Origin of the sequence: Shewanella marisflavi (assembly GCF_002215585.1) — a bacterium.
GTDB classification, from domain to species: Bacteria; Pseudomonadota; Gammaproteobacteria; order Enterobacterales; family Shewanellaceae; genus Shewanella; species Shewanella marisflavi.
Genome location: NZ_CP022272.1, coordinates 715,503 through 739,372, shown reverse-complemented (window position 1 = coordinate 739,372; position 23,870 = coordinate 715,503). Strand labels below are relative to the sequence as shown.

Genomic DNA, 23,870 nt, shown 5'->3' with positions numbered 1-23,870 from the left:
TAGCCGGTCAACTAAAACTGGAAAATTAAGCCAGTCAACTTAACTGGCTCTGGGCCTGACGCTCTCGACGAGTCAAGCAGCAGCCAGGTGCATCGCTCACTGTCTGTCTCATCAGCTTACGAATGTAGTCGATACGCTGGCGGTAGGCTGGGTTGCTGGCATAAAGGCTCTGGTTGACCTCAAATCCCAGCTGGGGTGATTGGATACTGACTATCATCGCCGACTCCTTATCCTCAATCGAGGTGTCTGGTTCGATAACCAGATGGAGCATAAGCCGTACCAAGTGAGCAAAAGTGACGCTAAGCCATTCACATACTGAGTATTATCTCTGTAGGTATTGATACGTGGCGAAGCGCTCCTTGCCAATAGACGTCAAAAAAATGCGTATGGCAATGCAGTTTGCATCACTAATCATCGGCCTTAGCCAGATGCATGCGGGTCACATCCTTGTTCCACAACTGAATAATTTTTCGCGTCTTGTCTTTGTTCCAGAAACATTTGCCAAACAGCATAATACCTGCGCCTTCCAGTGCATGACGATCGGAGATATCGAAGCGCTTGCATAGCTCACTCTTGAAGGCCTCTATAGGGATGCCCACATCGTTACAATCGGCGGGATTGAGCCAGAGCATCGCCTTGTCTGCATGAGAGATGGTGCCCCAATACATACGAGGCGCTCCTCGCTCTGTAGGCTCGGCATCGGCGAAATTAACAAACAGGTTCTTGGCTCGCCAGCGATACTTATCGCCGGTATAGACCCAGAGATCTGAACTGGCCAGATCGCTGCCTCTCAGCAGGCTGTGCAGTAATTTTTCCAGCCCCTGGGTGGCGACTTTCGGCTGTTCTGGCGCTTCATCTGCCTTATTTGCTTCATTAGGCTCAGCAGAACTGGGTCGATAGTGAGCCCTTGGGCTCTCAACGCCATCTACCGCATCTGTAGCCGAACTGTCATCAAAGTCAGGCTTGACTGTATGGCGCAATGCTTTGCTGGACGTGCGTTTAGGGGGAAGGGTGAAATCAATCATCAGGGCGTCATTGTCCAGCAGTTGCTGGTTGACCTCGAGGGCGTCTTGCTCCTCCTGACGCCGGCTGGCTGATGGATTAAATTCGCTGCAATCTGCTTTATGGTAGCGCGAGCCGAAGCAGGCAGCCTTGCCATCACGCGAAGCCTTACGAAAATAAGCCCTGCCGCCACACACTGGGCAGTAGAGCTGCTGACGCAGACTCTCTATCTCCGACTCGCTCAGACGCTGAAAACTAAATACCGAATAGGTTTTCGGCGCATGGTCTGCGATTTTGCAGATGGCATCTAACATGACCTACCTCGATTAGATACCGTCACCGGCATCTACAGAGGAGTCGCCCTGACTCTCAGACAACACCTCCTCAGGATGACCGCCATTTAACCAGGCAACAAACAACTCATACCAAATCGCCAGCACCACAGCGCCTAGGAATAAACCTATGATGCCGGCAAACAGCATGCCGCCAATAGCACCGATCAAAATCACAGGCATAGGCACATCAACGCCCCGCCCCATTAACATCGGCTTAAGAATATTGTCAGAAATACCGCCGAGGAAGACCCAGATACTAAAGATGGTGGCCGAGGTGGCCTCCATCGATGAGTAGGCAAAGCCAATAAGCGGCAGCACTATGATGATCAGGGCCGGTAGCTGGGCGATCCCCAGAAACAGGGTGACCAGAGTGAGCAGGCCTGCGGCAGGGACACCGAAGACGAATAGCGCGGATCCAATTAACATGGCTTGAATCAAAGCCACACCAACAACCCCGAGTAACACGCTGCGAATGGTCGCCGCCATCAGGCTGGTCCATGCGTGAGCATTAGGCCCTACCGCTCGAACGGCCATCTTGCTCAGGCCAGCGGCGCAGCTTTCTGAGTTTGCCATGAAACCTGCGGCGATCAGCAGCGAAATAATAAACATCACCAGAGTAGCTAAGCTACTACCTATAATCCCCGCCAACGCAGAAAAAGCCGCCTTGATCTCAGGCAAGAAGTGGATGATGGCTTTTTCCAAATTACTGCTAAAGTCTTTCCAGGCATCAAACAGGCTCTGACCTATGATGGGAATGTCTGCTACCCGCTGCGTCGGCTCCGGCAGGTTGATCTCACCACTTTGCAACACTTTTAGCGTAGTGGACACGCCATCGAAGATGGAACCCGACACCACCACAAAGGGGGTCACCAACAATGCGATTCCGACCAGTGCGACCACAGTCGCAGCCAAGCCTCGTCGCCCCTTAAACAGTCGTTCCAGCCTATGGGTGAGGGGCATCAAGGCCACAGCGATAATGCCGCCCCACAAGGCAGGCACCAGGAAAGGCCGCACGATATCATAGGTCCAGATCACTAAGATGGCGAGCAGGCCGATACGTATCGCCGACTCCGTCATATTGCTGATAAATTGTTTGCTCTGTATCGTCTTGGTTTCATTGTCCATAACTTATCCTTTGTCACCACTACTGTGATTACTGACACTCGCCTAACGGCCTTTTTTATTGAGCAAAATATAGCCGATAGAACTAATTAATTCCACAATTAAAACAATAATATAGCCATTAGCTTTAACGTTGTTAGACGTTAACCCCCTGACTGCTAAAGTCTATTATTCTCTGATTTTCAGGCTAACCATCACTGGCGCATGATCTGTGCTGTGACTGTCGCGCTCATATTGTGGATTGATCAGATGACGATCATAGGTGTGATATCCGGCAACTTCGGCCAGACATTGATCGTTGTGAGGGTCAAATTCATTGGAGAGGAGAATATAGTCGATCACCTCGCCGCGATTGAGGTGATAATGCGTTGGTGCGCGGGCAATAGAGGCCGGACTATACTGAGAGGCTTGGTATAATTGATATGCGTCCTGAAGGCGATAGCCATGAAAAGTTCGCTCATCAAACTGCCCCAGCAGGCGGGTATCTTCACTGACGAGCACGGATAAGACGCCGCTTGACAGGCTGTCATTAAAATCTCCAAACAGCGCCACAGGATACCCCTTTTCGGCGCGGCGCTTGGCAATCTCCACCCTGAGTAGACTCGCCTCACTCCCCCGCACCATAGACGCCGCCCACTTAGCCGCGGCCTCGGCGGCAAATAACCATGCCCCCTGCTGACTTTTACCCGCCAGTTCGGGTTCGAACAGCGCACGTTTCGACTTGAAATGCACCACATAACAGTCACAAGGGCCAAGATGGGGCAGCACTATAGTGGCCCTCAGCGGAAGGCGACTGTATTGAAAACTAGGGGCTATTCCCATCAGGCTGGCAACATCTCGATCTATGCCACAGGCGATGCTGTCGATAATAGGGTACTTACTGGCAAGCGCCAACACAGGGTGGCGATAGATAAAATCATCACTCACCTCAGGGCTATCGATAACCGCGAAATGGGGATAGCCAGCCTCGGCCACCAGAGCGCGCAACGCCTCGGGCGAAAACACCTCCTGAAAGCCGATCACGCAGGGCTGGTGGGTTGTCAGATAGTGACTTATCCAATCACACTTCTGCCGCCACTGAGCCTGAGTGTAGATATTGTTAAACTCATAATAGGCATCTGGCGGGGCGATAAAGTTAAACAGATTAAAGCTGGCCAGCCTTAGCTGTTCATCCACGGTTGTCGGATAGGTCACTTGTACTCCTTAGTCTGAAGCTCGCCCTAAGCTCGATCCCCTCTGAGCGTATCAGTTGAGTATAACATTGGCTGGTAACTCAGAATGTTAAGCCTAAATTATCTTTTGAGTCGCTTACAATCCACATGCCGAGTCGTGGCGGCCAGAAGAAAACCCAATTATCAAAATTTTTTTGAAAGTATATGTGACTTTTATCTGTTTTTATCACCTGTTGAGTCACGTAAAATCGGTCTCAACATCGACTCACACAGGAAGCTCATCATGCAACCACTCAGTTTCTACACTAACAAGCGTTATACGACTAAGGCATTTGACCCTAACCGTAAGATAGACCAAGAAAAGATAGAAGAGATTAAACAGCTGCTGCGCATGAGCCCTTCATCGACCAACTCTCAACCTTGGCACTTTGTCTTGGCGTCGACCGATGAGGGAAAGGCTAAAATTGCTGAGGCCACCAGTGACTTCGCCTTTAACACCCCCAAGATCCTCAATGCTTCCCATGTCTTGGTGTTGTGCGCTAAGACCAGTATGGACGATGCGCACCTGCAAAAACTCCTCGAGCAAGAGGCTGCCGATGGCCGCTTTGCTGACGAGCAGGCGAAACAGGGCCAACACAACGGCCGCTCTTTCTTCGTCAACATGCACAGGGTAGAGCTGAAAGACGCTCAACATTGGATGGAAAAACAAGTCTACCTGGCCATGGGTACGCTACTACTGGGCGCTAGCCTATTGGATATCGATGCCTGCCCAATTGAGGGGTTCAACGCCACTAAGCTCAACCAGGTGCTGGATCTCCCTGCACAGGGCTATGCTGCCACGGTTGTTGTCTCCTTGGGCTATCGCAGCGAAGAAGACTTCAACGCTAAGTTACCTAAGTCACGCCTGCCTATCGAGACACTCTTTACCGAGATCTGATCAGCCTACTGATACCCACTAACTCGTTGGGTATCCCAGCCTAAGTTTAGCCTCACTGCTTGCGGTGGGGCTTTGTGGCCCGACAAGCTAATAGGTCGACGAATAAGACTTGCGTTCCATTTTGGTGATTGTCATAGTAGAAATTATCACCAGTCACGGATGAGACTCTCAGGATGCTAGTTGCTAAATCAACCACGACAGCCCCCCTGTTGCAAGACAAGGCGTCAAGCACCCAGTGCTTCGCTTTCAAGGGTGACAACCCGCTAATCTGGCCACTCCTCTCTTTGCTAAAACGCAGCAACCATAGCTGGAAGGTTCATCACCTGGCCGCCGCACTGCAAGAACAAGGACTCCTGAAAGATCTCGACGAACAACCACAAAAGGCCCTCTTTAAACAGAATTTTCTATTGATGAATGCCCTGTTTGAACTGCAAGCCATGCTGCTGCCCGGCTGCTGGTTACAGGTTAAAGCGATGGAGATACAGATCTTCAGAATTATTCCCACTAATCTGGAGACCCAACTCAGTCAGGACGACGCCTTAAGAGACTATTATCTGGACTGGCAACACTATGATACCTGCCCGGATATCATTCAGGAGATGTTGGAATCCTTCTGGAATCGCTACGAAGCCTATATTGGCGCCAGCCCCAACGCTATGCCGAAACGTCAGGCTCTGAAGGTATTTGAGCTGGAACAAGATGCAACGGATAAAGAGATTCGCAAGCAGTGGCGTAAATTGGCCTTACAGTGGCATCCAGATCGCGATGGCGGCGACGCAAACCAATTTAAACGGATCTGCGAGGCGTGGCAGACCTTACGCGAGCAGCGCTGAACCTGACGATCTGCCAAGATCCCATCTATCACCCCAAAGAATCACAGTTCTTTAGCCGAGGTCACACTCTAGCGACTGTTTCTTCGGCGCGCTTCAGTCATAATTAAGCTTTGCCATTTAGGCTAAACCTAATAACGAATGACATTAGCCATTGATCGCACCACGACGCTATCATTTAAGGATAATCATGATTAAACATATCGCTCTCGCCCTGACCCTAGCAGTGGCTCCACTGAGTAGTTTTGCCGCCAAGTTTGTCGAAGGCCAACATTTTATGACTGTGTCTGACAAGGCGCCAAGTGCCAGTCCTAAATTGACCGAATTCTTCTCTTTCTACTGCCACAACTGCTTCAATATGGAGACCCAGTTCCTGGGCGACATTAAGGCCAACCTCAACAAGAAGGTCAGCTTCGATACCAAGCATGTGGATTTCATGAACTCTGACATTGGCACAGAAGTGATGCGCTCACTTGGTGTGATTCATGAGATGGGCGTCGAAGACAAGATGATCCATGCCATGTTTACGGCCATCCAAGGCGAACCAGGCGGCCATGGACACAGCCATGACCACGACCATAGCGCCCATGAGAAGCCAGCTATCAATACCCGAGATGACATCAAGAAAGTCTTTGCCGACCACGGCATAGATATCAGCAAGTATGATGAAATCGCCGACAGCAAAGCAGTAAGTGACAAGTTAGATCTCTGGCGTACTCAGCAAAGAGAGTTTCGCGTTCAGAGTGTGCCGACCTTTATCGTTAACGATAAGTATGCAGTCAACCTAAGCCAGATCCGCACCTTGGGTGAGCTGATCGACCTGATCAACTACCTGGCCGTAGAACACAAATAGGCCGTAGATAGATTGTAAAAAAGGCGCCTGATGGCGCCTTTTTCTTTGTCATAATTTAGCCTACGACGACCTGCTGCGCCCCCTGAAAGGCCTCCTGTTCGGCCCGTACTTGGCTTTTAGTCTGCGCCCGGTAGATATGATTAATCAGCCTCAAGGTCACCAGCGCTAAAAGGATGCTTGCCACCTCAGCGGCCTGAGACACCATGTTAGCGTTAATAAAGTCTTGCAGCTCCTCGGCCTTATTCGTAAAACGATACACGGCCTGCCCCAGCACATTGCTGACGATCCACATCAGCCACCAGAGGTTGACGGCAGAATTTGCGTTATTCAGGCTCCAGTTTTCTGGATCATGACTCGCATGCCAGATCTCATTCATCGCCTGATAGGGCTTCCAGAGGCAGAGAAAAGGAACGAAGTAGAAACCGATAGACCATCCTGGGGTGAAGTTCATGTCAGTGGCACCTAACTGACGCGCATTAAAGTTGGCCCTGTATATCCACTTAAGGATCATGATCCCCGAGACGATAAACACCGCAAGATGCAGCAGGCCGACCAGAAACTGACGTTGATCGTTCGCCTCACCATCGGCAATGGCTACCGCTTCTGACTGATACACTCCAGTCTGATAGTCTAATAGCAGCTGGTATTCTAAGTAATTTGAGCCCATTGAAATCAACGCCACTAAGATCTGGACGTAGAGCAGATAACGCACCCATGTCGTCAAGCGGGTAGCGTCTTTATATTTAAAAATATTCCCTGACATTATTTATTCCCTAAGTGTTTACTGTTTATTGAATTATGGCGCCCACTGCAAGCGCGCAAGGATTCAGCAAGCTACCAGACTCCTTAATAGACTTCTATCTGATTTACAGCAAGAGCAAAATAGCTTTTTCATTATTTTTAGATACCTATGTCATATAAAAACGCTTAATTTAACCTATCTCACTTGCTGATAACACCATCGCCGATTAACATAAAATAACTTAAATTTGTTGAGGCCATGGGATGTCTGCTGCGGAAAAATCATCACGGAAAATGAGTTTCTATATCATTGGGCTAATCTTTGCTGTCTGGCTATATAGCCTTTGGGCCGACCGGGTCACGCCGATGACCAGCGAGGCCAGAGTGCATACCTATATCGTAAGAGTCGCTGCCGAAGTCGCCGGTAACATCACTGAAGTCAATGTCAAAGACAACCAGGTTGTCGAAGCGGGGGATCCCCTATTTCAAATCGATCCACGCAACTACCAACTTGCGCTGCAGGCTGCCCAAGCCAACTTAGAGCTAGCGGGGCAAAATATCGGTGCCAGCACTGCCGCGGTCGAAGTCGCTCAGGCCAAGGTTGTCGATGCAATCGCAGCCCGCAACAATGCCAAAGAACAGGCTGCCAGGATCAGCGAACTGGCAGGGCAAGGGGTGTTAAGCCAGTCAGAGCTGGATAACGCCATCGAAGCCAGAGACAGAACTCAGGCGAATCTTGAAGCCGCCGAGGCGTCATTGGCCCAGGCCACGCAAGCATTAGGCCCTAAGGGTCAAGACAATCCACAGATCCTGTCGGCCATGGCCAAGCTGGAACAAGCTCAGCTGGATCTACAAAAGACCCAAGTGCTGGCGCCCAGCAAAGGCGTGGTAACCAACCTACAACTGACCCCGGGACAAAGGGCCAATGTGGGTAGCCCACTGTTAACCTTTATCGATCCCCGCAGCGTCTGGATCTCAGCGCTGGTGAGAGAAAACTCGCTGGAAAACATTCGTGTCGGTCAAAAGGTCGAAGTCGTACTCGATGCGCTACCTGGTCGCATACTTGAAGGTCGCGTGGAGAGCATTGGCTGGGGTACGGGCGGTAGTAACAACATAGATCAGAATACCGGTTTTCTCACCGCAGATAACAGTGCAATCAAGGCACAAAGGTATCCGGTTAATATCGTCTTCAGCGAGGGTAGACCACCCAGCAATATTCGTTACGGCTCTCAAGCTACTGTGGCCTTCTATACTGAGCAGAGCAGCATAGGCGAGTTTCTCGTCGGTATCTGGATCAAGATAGTGAGTCTCTGGACCTATGTTTCGTAGCGCCGCGAACCCTATCATCCGTCTGGTATTCGGCCCCATTTTACTGCTGTTTTACCTATGGGATCAGGCTGCGCCACTGCCAGTGCTGGCGCCGGTTTTCATGGTGCTCTTTCTCACCTTGATGCCATCGCGCCCGCCATTGAATCTCATGGTCAAACTGTTGCTTGTGGTCATGTTTGTCAGTTTCGGATTGGTATTTGTCGGCGGCATGTTGCTCGACACCCCGGCAGGTTATCTACTCTTTTGCTGGTCCCTGCTGTTTTGGAGCTTCTATCGCAGCCATAACGATCCTAAGGATCTTCTCTCTACCCTCATGTTGATCGTGGTGATCATCATGACAGTTATGAGCAAACAGCTACAGGTGTCGATTGAGGTACTTCCCTGGTTACTCATGGTGTCAGCGCTGAAGGCCCTGGTTCTCACCTACCTGATTTTTTTCATCTTTCCAGGAAATGATGAAGATATTCATCCTGATGAAATCCAGGAAAACAGCAGCAGTACTCACATGGGGGTTATCCTGCTAAAGGCCACCGCCATGACAATCGTCTTGATAGCCTTAATTGGCTTGGGTAGCTCACAAAGCATGCTGATCGCCATTACCATAGGCAGCATGATAAGACTGGCGGATCCTGAAGACCATCAAAGCTTTAAGCAAAACCGCCTCGTCACCACAGCAGTCGGTATCCTGTTCACCTTTCCGGTTATGTTGGCCTTTGCCTTCGGCCTGCCAACCTGGGTAGTGATAGGTTTAGCCCTATTCAGCGGTATACAGCTAGCCTGTTTTGCGATACGCCGCCAGTGCCCCCAGTCTATCTATCAACTACTGTTTACCAACTTTGTAGTATTGGTATATCAGATCATTAGCCACCTGGAGTCCGATGCCCTCTCTGCGCAATTGGTCAGATTAGTGTCTATCAGTATCGCAGTGCTCATTGGTACCTTGCTGCTCAATCTGTTACACCAAGACCCTCAGCCCAGCGCAGAAAAAACCGACGAGGCGAACTGATTGAGCTATTAAAAAGCGCGGCTTCTGCCGCGCTTTTTTATCTCTGATGAGGCTTCGCAAAATTAAAGATCCGATTCGCTAACGACTCAGATTGCCGACTCAACCTCGTCTATCGCAAAGCATCATACTAGCGACGAATAAAATCCAGCAGATGCGACAGGGCAAACAGGGCGTGGATCACCATGAAGACGATAAAACCGTGGGCCGCGCTGTGATGATAGCTACGCCAATTGAGCGCCTCGCTACTGCCCTGGGTCAAAAACCACATAAGGCCCGTGGCCGCAACCGCCACAAACAGCAACATACAAATTCCCTCTATCACGCTAAACAGGCCACGCCCACCAGCCAGGGGCAACTTGCCGCGCTTCAGACCACATACATCGTTACTCAACTGAGTAAAGTCGCCCACCAGATAGGGGAAATATTGGCGCCACTGACCGCGCACCACATTGGTCACCAGCATAGTGACAGAGAATACCCCGGCCAACAACCCCAAATAGACATGAAGCCAGTCCCACACTGAGGCATTGGCTCGCAGGGCGCGCCCCATCATGATCCAGCCACTGGTGCCGATCAGAAACAGCGACAAGAGAATGGCAAACAGGTGCTGATAGGTTTCCAGTACCTCTCTAAATTTGGCCAGCATCTTCATCATGTTTCTCCTATTAGGCACATTAAGGTGCTATATACGCGCTTTTACGACTCTTTCTAAGCACCACACTCATATTGGTTACAGCGCACCCACCTCATGGGCGTAGTGCTTTACCTTATCCCAGTCGGTGTACTCCACCTTGGTATCCGGCGCGGTTGGGCCTTTAGTGATCCACATGATGAAACGTATGATGTTACGATCTAAGGCGTTATAACCTTGGTAATCCAGGTTACCACCAAATACTGCCAGCAACTTAGGTTGCCAGGGAGACTTGGCCAAAAACGCCTGCATGTAAGGGTTGGTCTCTGGGGTATTCTTGGCGGGCTTACGCGCCACCAGACTCACGGCAAAAAAGCTACTGGCTTTCTCCTGCAACACCTTAATATTCTCGCTGATAAACTGGTACACCTTAGGGTTGTGTTTGCCGTGACGAATACTTGCGCCCAGGACTATCTTATCGAACTCATCCAGAGAAGGCGGGTTATCTATGCTGGCGCAGGTCACACTATGTTCCAGCGCCTCGAGCTCACGCTGCATGAAATCGCACAGCTTACGGGTTTGCCCATGCACACTTGAATAGATGATTAATATTTTGCTCACAAAGGCCCCTAAGTCGATTTAGCTTTTTCTATAGCATCATGATAGGGGAATCCGAGCAATATTTAATTGAAACAGATCACGAGCCCTAAGGGCAAAATCCGGCTTAAGTTTACCTAGTTCACAAATTACATTATGGATACATTTTGTGATAAAAAATCGCAACCTAGGTAAGGCGACTCCCCCTGGGCGAGCCTAACGACAACCAGCAACGATAGCTTAAGACTTCGCCCATTGCATAGAGCAAGATAGCGGAAAAACATTAGTTAGGCAGCCTGGTTAGCGGCTCAATCATAGACAGACCGCATTGGGTTTTAATCACCAAACAGAAAAGATCAACAAGCTCTAGAGGATGAGGTAGACTGAGCTTTCTGTGCGATACAGGAATCAAAGGAATGTTAAAAAGGACCCCACAAACCCTATTACTGCTAATGACCTTCGTAATGTCCTTGGTGTTTTCTGTATGGCAGGTGCTACTCAACAACTTCGTCATCGAACGAGCAAACTTTACCGGCGCCGAGATAGGGATCTTGCAGAGCCTGAGAGAGGTCCCCGGATTCCTGGCCTTTACTGCCATCTTCATCTTGCTGCTGCTCAGAGAGCAGACCTTCGCCTTGATCTCCCTTGCCTTACTCACCATAGGTGTTGGTATTACAGGCTTCTTTCCCCAAGTATTGGGGCTCTATCTGACAACCATCTTAATGTCGGTGGGCTTTCACTATTACGAGACCATTAATCAGTCCCTTACCCTGCAATGGGTCGATAAGGCAGATACCGCAGGTTTCATGGGTAAGGCGCTGGCCTGGCGCTCGGCCGCCGCCTTAACAGGCTATGGCAGCATCTGGATAGTGATGACCTATCTGCAGCTGGATTATCAATGGATGTACGCCATCATAGGGGGCCTGGGGCTGCTAATGGTGATCGCCCTGACGCTCTACTTTCCGCAGTTTCCCCAAGGAGAGGTACAGCATAAAAAGGTGATCCTCAGACAAAGATATTGGCTCTACTACCTGCTGACCTTCTTCTCCGGCGCGCGACGTCAGATCTTCATGGTTTTTGCCGGCTTTATGATGGTGGAAAAATTTGGCTATAGCGTCAGTCAGATCACCGCACTATTTCTGATCAACTATGTGGTCAACCTGCTGTTCGCCCCAGCCATAGGCCGCTTCATCGGCCGCATCGGCGAGCGCAATGCCTTGACCATAGAATATGTGGGTCTGTTCATGATCTTCACCAGCTACGCCTTCGTCGAGCAAGCCGAGATGGCGGCTGTACTCTATGTGCTGGATCATCTGCTGTTTGCCATGGCTATCGCCATCAAGACCTATTTTCAGAAGATCGCCGAACCTAAGGATATCGCCGCCACCATGTCGGTCAGCTTTACCATCAACCATATCGCGGCCGTGGTGATCCCAGCACTGCTGGGGATGCTCTGGCTCTATTCCAACCAGTGGGTCTTCTTTATCGGTGCGGGTTTCGCCATCTGCTCTCTGATTTTGGCACTCAATATTCCCCGCCACCCGGCCCAGGATAAGCACGTCAATTGGCCTGCCGGCGCCTGAGGCTAGGGTGAGCGCCGATTTTCAGATAGAATCGATTTATTCAATATAAGAAAGACAAGACTATGGCCGAGATTGTTAACCTATCCGACTCAGGGTCGAACCAGCCCGATGTATCTGCCCGCAGAAAAGCGCTGCTACTGGGGCGCCTTATTGGTCTGGGTAGTGATGAAGACTACCGCCCCTCCCAAGCCTCAATTGCCGAGCGCTCGGATCATCGCCTGCGTAAGCTCGCTAGCCGATATCAGGCTAATCTGGAAAATATCTACGCCATCGCCCTCTCTCATACCCCCTCGGATGTTACAGGCACAGATCTCGACCCCGACTGGATCCATCAATTCTTTCAGCAGGCGGAACAGATCCACAACCGTAATATGCAGGCGCTTTGGGGGCGCATCCTAGCCAATGAGATCACCAGTCCAGGGAGTTTTAGCCTACGAAGCCTGGCCACTCTGAGACAGTTAACTCACAAAGAGGCACAGATATTTGAAAAAGCACTGGGGATGGCGGTCACTGTCAACAACGAAACTAAGCTCAAGCTAGTGATCGGCTTTCGTCATGATGGTGGCTTTGGTCAGCTGTTTCGCAAATCCGACGCCACACAGATCGCCCTGTCGCAATTTGGCCTGCCCTACTCCTCTATACTGACACTGGTCGATGCGGGGCTGTTACACAGAAGTGAGTTTGAAACGGGACAGCTCAACGCTAAAAACCCCATCAGCTTCACCCTCTCGGGCAAACGTATGACACTGACGCCCAAGCATGGTCATCTGGTATTTAGCTATTATCGTTTGACGCCAACCGGCGATGAGTTGGCGCAGCTGGTGCGCCCCAAGGCAGATGAAGAGTATGCCCGCGCGCTGCAGGCACTGTTCAAAAAAGACTTTAAGATAGATTACTGACCCAGAGACTGCTTTATCGACGTATCCAAGACTCTAGGGCTGGTCTCTGGCTCAAACCAGTGTAGGCTGTCTGCCAGGCCAACCACCTCACCTATGATCATCAAGGCTGGCATCTCCAGTTCAGGATGAGCCGCCAGTTCGGTGAGTTCACCTAAGGTACCAAAGAAGCGTTGCTGCGCCGCCGTGGTCGCCTTAGAGACAATCGCCACTGGCGTCTGCGGTGAGCGGCCCGCACCGATCAAACCTTGTTGTATTGTATTGGCATTGAGTATACCCATGTAAACGACCAAGGTATTGGCGCTGTTAGCATAGGCCTGCCAATCCATAGGACGACTTTCCAGCTTGCAATGACCGGTAATAAAGGTCACGCCCTGGGCATGATCTCTGTGAGTCAGAGGGATCCCTGCATAGGCAGAGGTACCACTGGCGGCGGTGATACCAGGCACTACCTCAAAGGCCACACCTGATGCGACTAAGGTTTCCAGCTCCTCGCCACCTCGGCCGAAGATAAAGGGATCCCCGCCTTTAAGGCGCACCACATTCTTACGGGTATAGGCCTTGGTTACCAGTAACTGATTGATCTCATCCTGGGCAGCACTGTGTTTACCCGCGCGCTTACCCACGGCAATAAGCTCGGCCTCTTTGGGGATCAGCGAGAGTATCTCATCACTCACCAGGGCATCATACAGCACTACGTCGGCCTTCTTGAGGATGCGGTAAGCCTTGAGCGTTAATAGCTCAAGATCGCCAGGGCCAGCGCCCACAAGCCAGACTTTGCCCTGTGCCTGCTGCCCGGTAAGAGTAAATAGTTCCATAACCGCATCTCATACAATAGTGATGAGGTTAATATAGCGTCATTCTTATATCTTAAAAAATAGATAATAATTAGAATTTATTCCATTTGGTTATTAAAGAGCATTACATGACATTTAGTGAGTAAAATCAGACGGCCAGATTGAAAATAGGTGCACGAGTAAGTTGCAAATGTTACAACATAGGCAAGATTTACTGCGACATATGTTGATCTCAGACAGCGCAAGCAAAGGAACCACGGATGAAAATCACCCAATCTTTTATATGGATCGCCTTAATCGGACTCTTCTCCCTACCTGTGACCAGCCTAGGCGCCGAGCCAACCCAAGAAGCGCAGAGCCAAACAGCTCAAAGCGAAGACGATACCTCATTACTCGACAAACGCGTCAAGGATGAGTTGGCGACCTCTGAGAGTCCCTTCGTGATAACCCCGCACAAGGTCAACTACTTTTTCCCTGTTACCTATAACAGCTCACCCAATATGGACCCTTTTGCTGAAGAGCTGGCCGAGAACAACTCCGAGATAGATAACCTGGAAGCTAAGTTCCAGATAAGTTTTAAGTTCCCCTTGATGTACAACGTGTTTGGGGACAATGGTCATCTGTTTGTCGCCTACACCAATCAGTCTTATTGGCAGGTGTACAACAAGGAGATCTCCTCGCCATTTCGTGAGACCAACCACGAGCCGGAGATCTTTATGCTGTTCAACAACGATTGGAAAATCGGCCCCTTAACCAACTCCTTCTGGGGCGTCGGTGCCGTGCATCAATCTAACGGTAAATCCGGTGATCTCTCCCGCAGTTGGAACCGTATCTATGGCACCATGCTTTTCGATAATGGCCCTTTCGCCCTTGGCTTGAAAGTGTGGTGGCGTATTCCAGAAGATGAGAAAGAAACACCTACGTCGGCCAAGGGAGATGACAACCCAGATATTCTGGATTATATGGGTAACTTCGAGCTGACCAGCGTCTATGGTATCGACCAACACAGGTTTACGCTCATGCTGCGTAATAACCTTGAGAGTCCCAACCGCGGCGCCGTCGAGTTCACTTGGAGTTACCCCATCATTGGTAACTTGCGCGTGTATACGCAATATTTTAATGGCTATGGCGAAAGCCTAATCGACTATAACGCCCATACCCAACGGATCGGCATCGGCTTCTCGATCAACGACATTCTCTAACCGAATATCGTTTCATTCGCCAAGCGCCGATGACAATAGGGAAAACAGATGACATTCGGACACCAGAGCATTATCAATGGTTTCGGCCTCATCATGCTGATCAGCTGCATTCAGCTGACGGCCTTAGCCCTGCGTGAAGAACCACCCAAACCCCAATTGTCTCAGCAGGAGATGCGCGCAGATCTCGACTATCTGCAGCAACACCTGCTGCAATACTCGGCTAATGCCGCCGAGTCGCCTCTACGTCAAAGCCAATTAGAAAACCAGATCAATAAGGCCCTCAGCCAATTACCGCTAGAAGGCGAACGAATGCTGTTCGCCCAGCAGCTAGTAAAAGTCTTAACTGCCCTTGATGATCCACTCGCAGAGGCCGATTCCTTTCAGGCTCAGGCTTATCTGCCTATCACCTTAAGAAAAAGGGAGGATAGCTGGCTGGCGCTGGATCTAGACCATCAGCCCCTGAATAACGAGACTCCATTTATTAGCCACATAGATGGGCTACCCATCGACCTCTGGCTATCGGCGACTAAGGCTTTTCTGCCCCCCAGTCTGGCCGAAAGCAACATAGAGCAGGCTAAACTCCTGCAGATGCTCTCTATGCTCAGACGTGAGATTGGACTTGCCGCCAGGGATGACTGTCGTTTGACCCTGACTGACAACCAAGGCACCCAGCATCAGATAAGTCTCGCCCTAACACACAAGCCGCCCACAGTATTGAGTTCACCACAACATCAAGAGAGCTTTGACAATCTCCCCCAAGGCGTCTTCAACTTCTACGATCTCTCACGCTTTACGCCTGACAGTCCACTGGGACAACGCCTTAAACGTGCGCTATTTTCGCCTGTTACCATACTGGACCTACAGCAGGGATATGGCACTGGCGATGAGCTGCTAAAATTTTTGAGTCACTACTTCAGCCCAGATGTCACGCCGCCACTATTAAGTGAATGGCCTGACTCACTCTTTGCGGTTGCCCGCTATAAGAAGGGCGCGAATCTACGCAGCGACTATCTAAAACCCTTAGGCTTTATGCCGGCAACTAGCCTCAACCAATCTCAGCGTCTGCAATTTGAGCTGGTGAGTTCGCTGCTGCCAGAGGATAATCCTCACTTTAGCCCTTGGCAGATAAGGTTTTGGCAACATTCCAGCCAGCCATGGGCCGGTCTGCCACAACCTAAGACGGGTAAGCTGATGCTCATTATCGGCCCTGCTTGTCGTCAGCAATGCCAGTGGATCGCCCACTTTGCCAGATCCTGGCCAAACACCCTCTTGGTTGGAGAGCCAACCCGCGGTGATTTTGGCAAACTACAGCAAATCTCTCTGCCCAACAGCGCCATCAAGATAAGCTTCAACGCCACCCAAGTGTATGATGCCATCGGCAGACGCTTATCGGGCATTGCTACCCAACCCGATATCATTCGCCCCATGGATGACCCCGTCTATTGGGAAAACTTAATCGAGCTATTTGCTCCCGCTTCCCCCAACTAACAGAAGAAAGGAAAAACTATGAATAAGCTAATCAGCAAACTCCTCTTTGGCCTGAGCCTGGGACTCTTAATGTCGCTACAAGCCAGTGCCACAGATCTGAAGGTGGGCGACAAGGCACCGAATTTCAAACTGCAGGCCACAGATGGTCATTATTATCAGCTCAGCGACTACCTGGGTAAACAGACCTTAGTACTTGCCTGGTATCCCATGGCGAACACGCGAGGCTGCACCTTAGAGTGCAAGTCTTTAGTGCAAAAAGGTCATCTTATTCGCGAGTACAAGGCCGTCTACATGATGGCCAGTGTCGATGATCTCGAAGATAACCAAAAATTTGCCGAGGAGCAGAAAGCCGATTTTCCTATGCTGAGCGATCCCACTAAGGAAACCGCCAAGGCCTACGATGTACTCAATCTGGTCAGAGTGGCAAGCCGGGTCACCTTCTACATAGGTGAAGATGGCACTATATTGAAAATCGACGAAGACATTAATCCCGAGACGGCCGCCGAAGATATTGCCGCCAACTTGAATGCCTTAGGCATCGCTAAGGCCGAGTAACTCAAGGATATTTTCTTCCCAATAAAAAGCCCCGAGAGCCACTTAGGTCTCGGGGCTTTTTTATACCAGGCTAGATATTAATCGTTACGTGTCTGCATCAGGGTATCGAAAACGATCCCCTTATCATTAATGTCCATACCTAGCTGTAACTTGGTGCGATAATCCTTTAGTGCTTCAAGCTCTTCGGGGATAGGTTCACCGCTCATGGCCATCAGGTTCATGGCTGGCGTAAACAGCTTGGCATAGTCTGCCGACAGTGACATCAAACCGTTGGCGACAGGCTTCTCACCAGCAAGTTTATCGGCAATCGCCTCACTCTTGTCACCCGTGTAGATCACCAGATGCTGACCCTTGAGCGCCATCTTAGCACTAACCCCTAATGAAGGCGGTAGGTGCAATGCGGCCGCAAGATCAATTGCACTGCCATCACTTGGCAGACTGACATTCGCCAATTCAGGCGCAAAGGGTTTAACCATGTTAAACAGGGTCGCCGGATCATCCGCCGACAGGGTTGCGACAGCATCCAGACTCTTTAAAGCGATCTGCTGAGTATCATTTTCCAAGGCGTAATCGAGCAGGGAGACTGACACCCCTTTCACACCGTTGGCCATACCTGTAAACATGCCGAGCATTGCCGGGCTTTGACCTTCCATCTCACTTTGCAGTTGTGCCAGCGGCTCACACTGATAACTAGGGGTAAGTAGATCGTCCCAGATCTTAGAAACGCTCGGCACGAACTGATTGACATCTATGCCAAGGGCCATGGAAAACACGCCACTGTCAATCGTCTGGGTATGGGCCGGGATAAAGCCACGCATCTGCTGCAAGGCACCTAGGATCACCTGGTTATTGCTCTCGATAACCGTGCTAAAGCCTAGCTTGGCTTGCTTGTTCTTCACCTCAAAATCCGTGTAACCAATGACGGTTTTAGGCCAGTTGGCCGCAATACCACTCAGCTCGCGATGACAGGCTTGAGAGCGCAATTCGCCAAAGGGGTCGTCTTTGATCAGCGCGAAGATCTTCGTCAGCTGGCGCGCCATCTGATTGCCATCTGAGGTGGTGATCGCCTTAACGAGCTCCTCATGATTGAAGTAGCTGATACCGGCTTTGCTAAAGCCGTGCTTGTTAATGATCGCATCCACAGTACCCGCCTTAGCAAGCGACTGCTCAACCGGCTTGATCCCAAGGGCAATTTCAAGCAGTTCAGGCTCAAGGAAGCTGGTATCCAGTGTCAGAGTAAGCATGCCCTTGTCGATGGCAACGATCAGATCGACACGCTCGCTTTCCCCTTCGTCGGTAAGACGATAGCTACGGTATTTAACCTCGCCAATCTGTTTCGCATCATGGGTCATGCCGCTATCGGCCTCGGCCCTATCCAACACCGCCCATACACGATCTGGGCTGGCGACATCTAACTTGACCACAGGCATCACACCTAAGGTATAGAAGTAGCTAGTGAGCTTCTCCGGCAGACCGAAGGTATCGATCAGCTGCTGACCACTCTGAGAGGCATCAAAATAGCGTTCTAACACCCTAAAGAAAAACTGTGCTCTGGGATCGTCTTCCTCAGATAGCAGGGTCTTGATCTCTTTGGGGTATTGCTTCTGCGCCTCAGGAAGGGCATCGATATAATCCTTTATCGGAAAAGGCTCAAACTGTGCGGAAAATAGCGGTGTATCGGCAGGCACATAGGCCAATACCTGATTGTCCACGGACTTAGGCGCCTGTTGCATCGCCCAGTAGCCACCCGCGCCTATGGCGACGATGGCCGCCGCCACTAATGCCTTCTTCATTCAGTAAACTCCCTGTTAATTCGTGCGGACAGTCAGGCCAATCCCAAGCTGGCAAGCACGTAATACCAATCGTATTAAATAGCTGATCATTTTAGCTGGTTAAAACGCTATTTCTGATCACTGACTTAATTTGATTGCTATAAGAAAAGAATGGCGTCGATATTACTATATAGATGAATAAAAAGGGAAATAAGATTAGCAGGGATATCCCTGGATAGCCGCAGCGGACTATCCAGGGCCTATGGCTATTAATTAGCATGCGCCAGCAGACCAATCAAACATCTAGCTCTCGCTAAGCGAGTTGGGTTTCGAGCTGTCGGCGGCTCTGTCTGTCGCTTCAAAGAGGAAGATAAAGCGACTGGATCCAAATCAGATCCGATACAGACAACAATTCAAAACCATCTACGGGAACTTACAACTATAGATCAAAATAAAAATCTGTGCATAAGCCTGTGCAAAAAAAGTGCACAAATCAAAATAAAGTATTAATAAATCATACGACTATCAGTCATTAAATTTACCATCTGCGTCAAATTTCGTAGTGCAGACCACACTCACGCTTGAGACCGTTGAAGCGAGTCTCCTCCTCCGTCATGCCCAGTTCCAACGGGCGGCTGGAATGGGTATCGCCCACCGACACATAGCCTTGCTCCCACAGGGGATGATAGGGCAAATCGTGCTTGGTGAGATACTCATGCACATCCTTGTTGCTCCACTCCAGGATCGGCAGCAGCTTGTATCGATCGCCATGGATCGCCAGTATCGGCAGTTCCTCGCGCGTACTGGACTGCGCGCGGCGAAGGCCGGCAAACCAGGTCCCGACGCCCAACTCCTTGAGCGCAGTTTGCATTGGATTAACCTTGTTAAGGCGATTGTACTGCTCCAGGCCATCGAGCCCCTGCTCCCACAGGCGACCGAAACGGGCTTCCTGCCAGGCGCTGGTCATAGGCGCGCGGTACACCTTCAGATTGAGCTTGAGTCGCTCGGTCAGCTCATCGATAAACTGATAGGTCTCCGGAAACAGATAGCCAGTGTCCGTCAGGATCACCGGGATATCCTGCTGCACCTGAGTGACCAGATGCAGCATCACGGCGCCTTGAATACCAAAGCTCGACGACAGCGCATGGGTGCCCGGCAAATAAGCCAAACCCCAGATCACCCGCTCGGCAGGCGTGAGTCCCGCCAGGAAGGCGTTGACTCGGGCCAGCTCTGCATCCTGCTCTGCCTTAGGTGCGCTCAGCAATGCTTGTAGCGCCTGGGCAGAGATCACTGAGTTATCCATGGAAATCCTTAGCGGCATCGATTACCGCCTTCACCACGCCGACACGCACGGTGAAGTTACCAAAGGTTTCGCCAGCTTCACGCTCTTTAACGTAGCGGGCAAACAGTTCATCCAGTGCGGCCAGAATCTCGGCTTCCTGAATGTTCTCGCGATAGAGTTTGTTCAGGCGTGTCCCCTCGAAACTCGCGCCCAGATAGAGGTTGTAGCGTCCAGGCGCCTTACCCACCAGGCCTATCTCGGCGGCAAATGGACGCGCACAGCCGTTAGGGCAACCTGTCATACGGATCACTATCGGCTGCTCCAGGAAACCATGCTTCTCCTGCAGCGCCTCGACCTTAGTCATAAAGTCCGGGAAGTAACGCTCAGCCTCAGCCATCGCCAAAGCACAGGTCGGCAGCGCCACACAGGCAATAGAGTGACCACGGGTTGGGCTGATCAACGTCCCCATCAGGCCATGACTGCGAGCAATCGCCTCTATCTGCGCCTTATCTTCTTCCGCCACACCGGCGATGATGATGTTCTGGTTAGCTGTCATGCGGAAATCACCTTTATGTACCAAAGCGATTTCACGTAGGCCGGTTTGCAGAGGCTGTCCAGGCAGATCTTTAATACGGCCACCCTCGATAAACAGGGTCAGATGCCACTGATTATCCACGCCCTTGATCCAGCCGTAACGATCGCCGCGATCGCCGATCACCACCTCACGCTTAGGCTCAAATTTTACCCCGGCGCGCTGCTCTACTTCAGCCTTAAAGGCCTCAAAACCGTGTTTCACTATGGTGTACTTAAGACGCGACTGTTTACGATCCGAGCGGTTACCCCAATCACGCTGCACCTTAAGCACGGCCTCGGCAAATTTAAGGCAGTCTTCGGCCTTGATGAAACCAAAGTCATCACCCAAACGCGGGAAGGTAGCGACTTCGCCATGGGTCGAGCCCATGCCGCCGCCAGCCACCATATTAAAACCGACCAACTCACCGTCTTCGGCCACGGCGATAAAGCCAAGGTCGTTGGTGTAGACATCTACATCGTTATCCGGCGGCACGGCCACAGCCATCTTGAACTTACGCGGCAGATAGGTCTTGCCATAAACAGGCTCTACCTCTTCGCTCTCGCTCACCGCCACCTTGTCGTCACCCAGCCAGATCTCGGCGTAGGCCTTGGTGCGCGGCAGGTAGTTGTCCGACAGCTTCTTGGCCCAGTAGTAGGCCTGCTGATGCAGCTTAGACTCTACCGGGTTAGGGTTACACATCACGTTACGGTTCACGTCGCCACAGGCGGCGATAGAGTCCAGCGCTTCTCTGTCCAGATCTTGGATCAGCGTCTTAAGGTTACGCTTAGGAATACCGTGATACTGAAAGGTCTGGCGGGTCGTCAGACGAATACTGTTTGAGCTGGTCAGGGTCGAGGCAATCTTGTCCACCCCTAACCACTGTTTAGGCGTACAGACACCACCGGCCACACGGGCACGTAGCATAAAGCTATAGAGAGGCTCCAGCTTCTGCTCTTTACGCTCGTTACGCAGATCGCGATCGTCCTGCTGATAGAAACCGTGGAACTTGATCAGCTGCTGATCTGCGTCGTTGAAGGCACCGGTCAGCGAGGTATCTAACCCCTCTTCGATAGTGCCACGCAAGTAGTTACTGTCGGTCTTAAGATACTCGTTTACTGATAATTTCTGATCGCTCATGGCTACTGCCTTATCCTATTGATTGCACCGGCATGGCCCATGCAAATGAATCTGTTGGCGCCATAGGCGCCTGTCTCAATTAATAAACGTCTTTCTGGTAACGTTTCTCGCTGCGCAGCGTCTCGAGCAAGGCCTCGGCCTCCTCCGTGCTCTTACCACCATGCTCGCCAATCACCTCCACCAGCGCCTGGTGAACATCTTTGGCCATACGCTCGGCGTCGCCGCAGATATAGAGATGCGCGCCGCGCTCTATCCACTGCCACAGCTCTGCACCGCGCTCTTTGATGCGGTGTTGCACATAGATCTTGTGCTCCTGATCCCGTGAGAAGGCCGAATCTAGACGGGTCAGCACACCCTCTTTAAGGTACTGCTGCCACTCAGTCTGATAGAGGAAATCCTGTTCGAAGTGCGGATTACCAAAGAAGAGCCAGCTATCCCCCTGGGCACCTTGGGCCGCGCGCTCCTGCATGAAGGCACGAAACGGCGCGACACCTGTACCTGGGCCTATCATGACCACTGGCGTATCTGTGTTTTCCGGCAGACGGAAGTGGTTGTTTGGCTCAACATAAACCTTCACCTCGCAACCCTCTTCGGCACTTGCTAAAAAGTGGGATGCGCCGCCAAAACGAGTGCCTGAGTCGCGCTCATCTGCCACCAAGGCAACCGTTAGGTGCACCTCGCTCTCCACCTCAGACTGGCTAGAGGCGATCGAGTAGAGTCTTGGGGTGATAGGACGCAGCAGCTCAACCAGTTGGAAGGCGGTGATATCCACAGGATACTTGGCCACCAAGTCTGCCAGCTGATGATTCAGCACAAACTGGCGGGTCTGCTCTCTGTCTTCGCTGATCGCTTGCAGATCGCTGTTACCGCTTAACTGGGCCCAGTTTTGTACCAAACCAGGATAAAGCTGGGTCAGCTCGCGCTTCTCTTTCAGCGCCTGAGCCAAACTTAACGTCTCTTCACCCAGAGTGACCTCTGTCTCGCCATCCAGTGACAAGCCCTGGATGATCTCAGTCACTAGTGCGTCGCTGTTGCTAAACCAGACCCCAAGGGCATCGCCCACCTGATAGTTAAGGCCAGACTCACCCAGATCTATCTCCACATGGCGCACATCACGATCCGAGTCGCGTCCCGTTAGCTTCTGGCTCGCCAGTAGCTCGGCACTGTAGGGTTTCTGCTTGCTGTAACTTGAGCTGGCCACGCTAGTGACATTGCCAATAGAGACCACACTGGCACCAGCTGAAATAAATGGTTTAACCTCAGTTAACACTTGTTCCTGCCACTTATCTGCCGCAGACTCATAGTCAACATCACACTCGGTGAGCGGCACGATCGCCTTGGCACCCAAGGCACTGAGGCGCTGATCGAAATCTTTACCCGTTTGGCAGAAAAACTCGTAGCTGGAATCGCCAAGAGCCAATACTGAGTAGTGCAGGTTATCTAACTTAGGTGCGCGCTTAGAGGCCAAAAACTTATGCAGCTCGATAGCATCATCCGGCGCCTCACCTTCACCATGGGTACTGACCACGGCAAGCAATAGGGTTTCCTGTTTAAGCTGACGCACCTTGTAGTCAGCCATCGAAGCCAGGTTGACCGCATAGCCTTGAGCCTGAGCCTTCTCGGCCAGCGCAGTGGCAACACCTCGACCGTTCCCCGTCTGACTGCCGTATAAAATGGTAATGGTCTGCTCACTTTCTTGCTGTGCAGCAGGGGCATTACCGCTTAACTCTGCGGTTGCCGCAAGATAGCCACCCACCCAGGCGAGTTGTACGGCATTTAGTTCAGCGGTGAGTTGCTTAAGCTTATCCACCTGCGTCGCAGATAGAGGAGAAGCCAATGATTGAAGCTCTTTTAACAGCATGGAAGACGGCCCTATAACAGTGTAATGAACCTAGCTTAGTGGCTTAATAGAAAAGCAAAAAAGAATAAAATCTAATTTTTAATTCGTTTTTGGAATATGCAAAGGTTATAATTTGAGCTACAAAAGTGAGAGTGGTGAGCGATATTTGCTTAAGGTGTGCCCTTAACC

22 protein-coding genes are annotated in these 23,870 nt (G+C 51.1%); 10 read left to right on the top strand and 12 right to left on the bottom strand.

The window, feature by feature from the left end:
* Nucleotides 1-34: 34 nt before the first annotated feature.
* The 4 genes from CFF01_RS03305 to CFF01_RS03290 form a co-directional block, all read right to left on the bottom strand.
* The gene (locus CFF01_RS03305; RefSeq protein WP_088903846.1) at nt 35-271 is read right to left on the bottom strand and encodes a hypothetical protein; all 237 of its coding nucleotides are present in this window, start codon (nt 269-271) and stop codon (nt 35-37) included.
* A gap of 136 nt (nt 272-407) precedes the next feature.
* Nucleotides 408-1,316, bottom strand: a complete 909-nt coding sequence (locus CFF01_RS03300) for a hypothetical protein (protein ID WP_088903845.1) — start codon at nt 1,314-1,316, stop codon at nt 408-410.
* A 12-nt stretch (nt 1,317-1,328) separates the two neighbouring features.
* Complete coding sequence (locus CFF01_RS03295) at nt 1,329-2,462, bottom strand: AI-2E family transporter (RefSeq protein ID WP_088903844.1); 1,134 nt, start codon at nt 2,460-2,462, stop codon at nt 1,329-1,331.
* A gap of 165 nt (nt 2,463-2,627) precedes the next feature.
* Complete coding sequence (locus tag CFF01_RS03290; RefSeq protein ID WP_088903843.1) at nt 2,628-3,653, bottom strand: endonuclease/exonuclease/phosphatase family protein; 1,026 nt, start codon at nt 3,651-3,653, stop codon at nt 2,628-2,630.
* A 261-nt stretch (nt 3,654-3,914) separates the two neighbouring features.
* On the opposite strand from CFF01_RS03290, the gene CFF01_RS03285 reads away from it, so the two are divergent.
* From CFF01_RS03285 to CFF01_RS03275, 3 genes are all read left to right on the top strand, one after another.
* Complete coding sequence (locus tag CFF01_RS03285; RefSeq protein WP_033539880.1) at nt 3,915-4,568, top strand: oxygen-insensitive NAD(P)H-dependent nitroreductase NfsB; 654 nt, start codon at nt 3,915-3,917, stop codon at nt 4,566-4,568.
* Nucleotides 4,569-4,741: 173 nt separating this feature from the next.
* Nucleotides 4,742-5,401: a DNA-J related domain-containing protein gene (locus CFF01_RS03280; RefSeq protein ID WP_088903842.1), complete on the top strand. Its 660-nt coding sequence runs from the start codon at nt 4,742-4,744 to the stop codon at nt 5,399-5,401.
* Nucleotides 5,402-5,588: 187 nt separating this feature from the next.
* Complete coding sequence (locus tag CFF01_RS03275) at nt 5,589-6,251, top strand: thiol:disulfide interchange protein DsbA/DsbL (protein ID WP_088903841.1); 663 nt, start codon at nt 5,589-5,591, stop codon at nt 6,249-6,251.
* A 55-nt stretch (nt 6,252-6,306) separates the two neighbouring features.
* Here CFF01_RS03275 and CFF01_RS03270 read toward each other — a convergent pair whose 3' ends face one another.
* Entirely contained in the window at nt 6,307-7,014 is a 708-nt protein-coding gene (locus CFF01_RS03270) for a DUF4328 domain-containing protein (RefSeq protein ID WP_088903840.1), read from the bottom strand.
* A 242-nt stretch (nt 7,015-7,256) separates the two neighbouring features.
* Between CFF01_RS03270 and CFF01_RS03265 the strand changes: the two genes are divergently transcribed.
* Together CFF01_RS03265 and CFF01_RS03260 are read left to right on the top strand one after the other, a co-directional pair.
* Nucleotides 7,257-8,321 carry an HlyD family secretion protein gene (locus CFF01_RS03265; protein ID WP_033539876.1) on the top strand — a complete coding sequence of 355 codons (1,065 nt, stop codon included), beginning with the start codon at nt 7,257-7,259 and terminating at the stop codon, nt 8,319-8,321.
* On the top strand, nt 8,311-9,327 hold the full coding sequence (locus tag CFF01_RS03260) for a DUF2955 domain-containing protein (RefSeq protein ID WP_033539875.1): 1,017 nt from the start codon (nt 8,311-8,313) through the stop codon (nt 9,325-9,327). The genes CFF01_RS03265 and CFF01_RS03260 overlap by 11 nt, the downstream gene beginning before the upstream one ends.
* Nucleotides 9,328-9,454: 127 nt before the next feature.
* Here the strand turns inward: CFF01_RS03260 and CFF01_RS03255 are convergent, their stop codons facing one another.
* Together CFF01_RS03255 and hemG are read right to left on the bottom strand one after the other, a co-directional pair.
* Nucleotides 9,455-9,982: a cytochrome b/b6 domain-containing protein gene (locus tag CFF01_RS03255; RefSeq protein WP_033539874.1), complete on the bottom strand. Its 528-nt coding sequence runs from the start codon at nt 9,980-9,982 to the stop codon at nt 9,455-9,457.
* Between the two features lie 75 nt (nt 9,983-10,057).
* On the bottom strand, nt 10,058-10,579 hold the full coding sequence (hemG, locus tag CFF01_RS03250; protein WP_088903839.1) for a menaquinone-dependent protoporphyrinogen IX dehydrogenase: 522 nt from the start codon (nt 10,577-10,579) through the stop codon (nt 10,058-10,060).
* Between the two features lie 392 nt (nt 10,580-10,971).
* Between hemG and CFF01_RS03245 the strand changes: the two genes are divergently transcribed.
* Nucleotides 10,972-12,138, top strand: a complete 1,167-nt coding sequence (locus tag CFF01_RS03245; protein ID WP_181404202.1) for an MFS transporter — start codon at nt 10,972-10,974, stop codon at nt 12,136-12,138.
* A 62-nt stretch (nt 12,139-12,200) separates the two neighbouring features.
* Nucleotides 12,201-13,037, top strand: coding sequence for a TIGR03899 family protein (locus tag CFF01_RS03240; protein ID WP_033539871.1), 837 nt, complete (start codon nt 12,201-12,203; stop codon nt 13,035-13,037).
* Here CFF01_RS03240 and cobA read toward each other — a convergent pair.
* A complete protein-coding gene (cobA, locus tag CFF01_RS03235) occupies nt 13,031-13,852 on the bottom strand; it encodes a uroporphyrinogen-III C-methyltransferase (protein ID WP_033539870.1) in 822 nt (273 codons plus the stop codon). The genes CFF01_RS03240 and cobA overlap by 7 nt on opposite strands.
* A gap of 239 nt (nt 13,853-14,091) precedes the next feature.
* Between cobA and CFF01_RS03230 the strand changes: the two genes are divergently transcribed.
* The 3 genes from CFF01_RS03230 to CFF01_RS03220 are packed head-to-tail and all read left to right on the top strand — an operon-like array spanning nt 14,092 to nt 17,076.
* A complete protein-coding gene (locus CFF01_RS03230; RefSeq protein ID WP_088903838.1) occupies nt 14,092-15,033 on the top strand; it encodes a phospholipase A in 942 nt (313 codons plus the stop codon).
* Nucleotides 15,034-15,081: 48 nt separating this feature from the next.
* The gene (locus CFF01_RS03225; RefSeq protein ID WP_088903837.1) at nt 15,082-16,521 is read left to right on the top strand and encodes a S41 family peptidase; all 1,440 of its coding nucleotides are present in this window, start codon (nt 15,082-15,084) and stop codon (nt 16,519-16,521) included.
* Between the two features lie 18 nt (nt 16,522-16,539).
* The gene (locus tag CFF01_RS03220) at nt 16,540-17,076 is read left to right on the top strand and encodes a peroxiredoxin family protein (RefSeq protein WP_033539868.1); all 537 of its coding nucleotides are present in this window, start codon (nt 16,540-16,542) and stop codon (nt 17,074-17,076) included.
* A gap of 77 nt (nt 17,077-17,153) precedes the next feature.
* Here CFF01_RS03220 and CFF01_RS03215 read toward each other — a convergent pair whose 3' ends face one another.
* From CFF01_RS03215 to CFF01_RS03200, 4 genes are all read right to left on the bottom strand, one after another.
* The gene (locus CFF01_RS03215; RefSeq protein WP_088903836.1) at nt 17,154-18,869 is read right to left on the bottom strand and encodes a hypothetical protein; all 1,716 of its coding nucleotides are present in this window, start codon (nt 18,867-18,869) and stop codon (nt 17,154-17,156) included.
* A 529-nt stretch (nt 18,870-19,398) separates the two neighbouring features.
* On the bottom strand, nt 19,399-20,151 hold the full coding sequence (locus CFF01_RS03210) for a phosphoadenylyl-sulfate reductase (protein WP_232479494.1): 753 nt from the start codon (nt 20,149-20,151) through the stop codon (nt 19,399-19,401).
* Entirely contained in the window at nt 20,144-21,841 is a 1,698-nt protein-coding gene (gene cysI / locus CFF01_RS03205) for an assimilatory sulfite reductase (NADPH) hemoprotein subunit (protein WP_088903835.1), read from the bottom strand. The genes CFF01_RS03210 and cysI overlap by 8 nt, the downstream gene beginning before the upstream one ends.
* Before the next feature lie 79 nt (nt 21,842-21,920).
* A complete protein-coding gene (locus CFF01_RS03200; RefSeq protein WP_088903834.1) occupies nt 21,921-23,702 on the bottom strand; it encodes an assimilatory sulfite reductase (NADPH) flavoprotein subunit in 1,782 nt (593 codons plus the stop codon).
* Between the last annotated feature and the right edge of the window lie 168 nt (nt 23,703-23,870).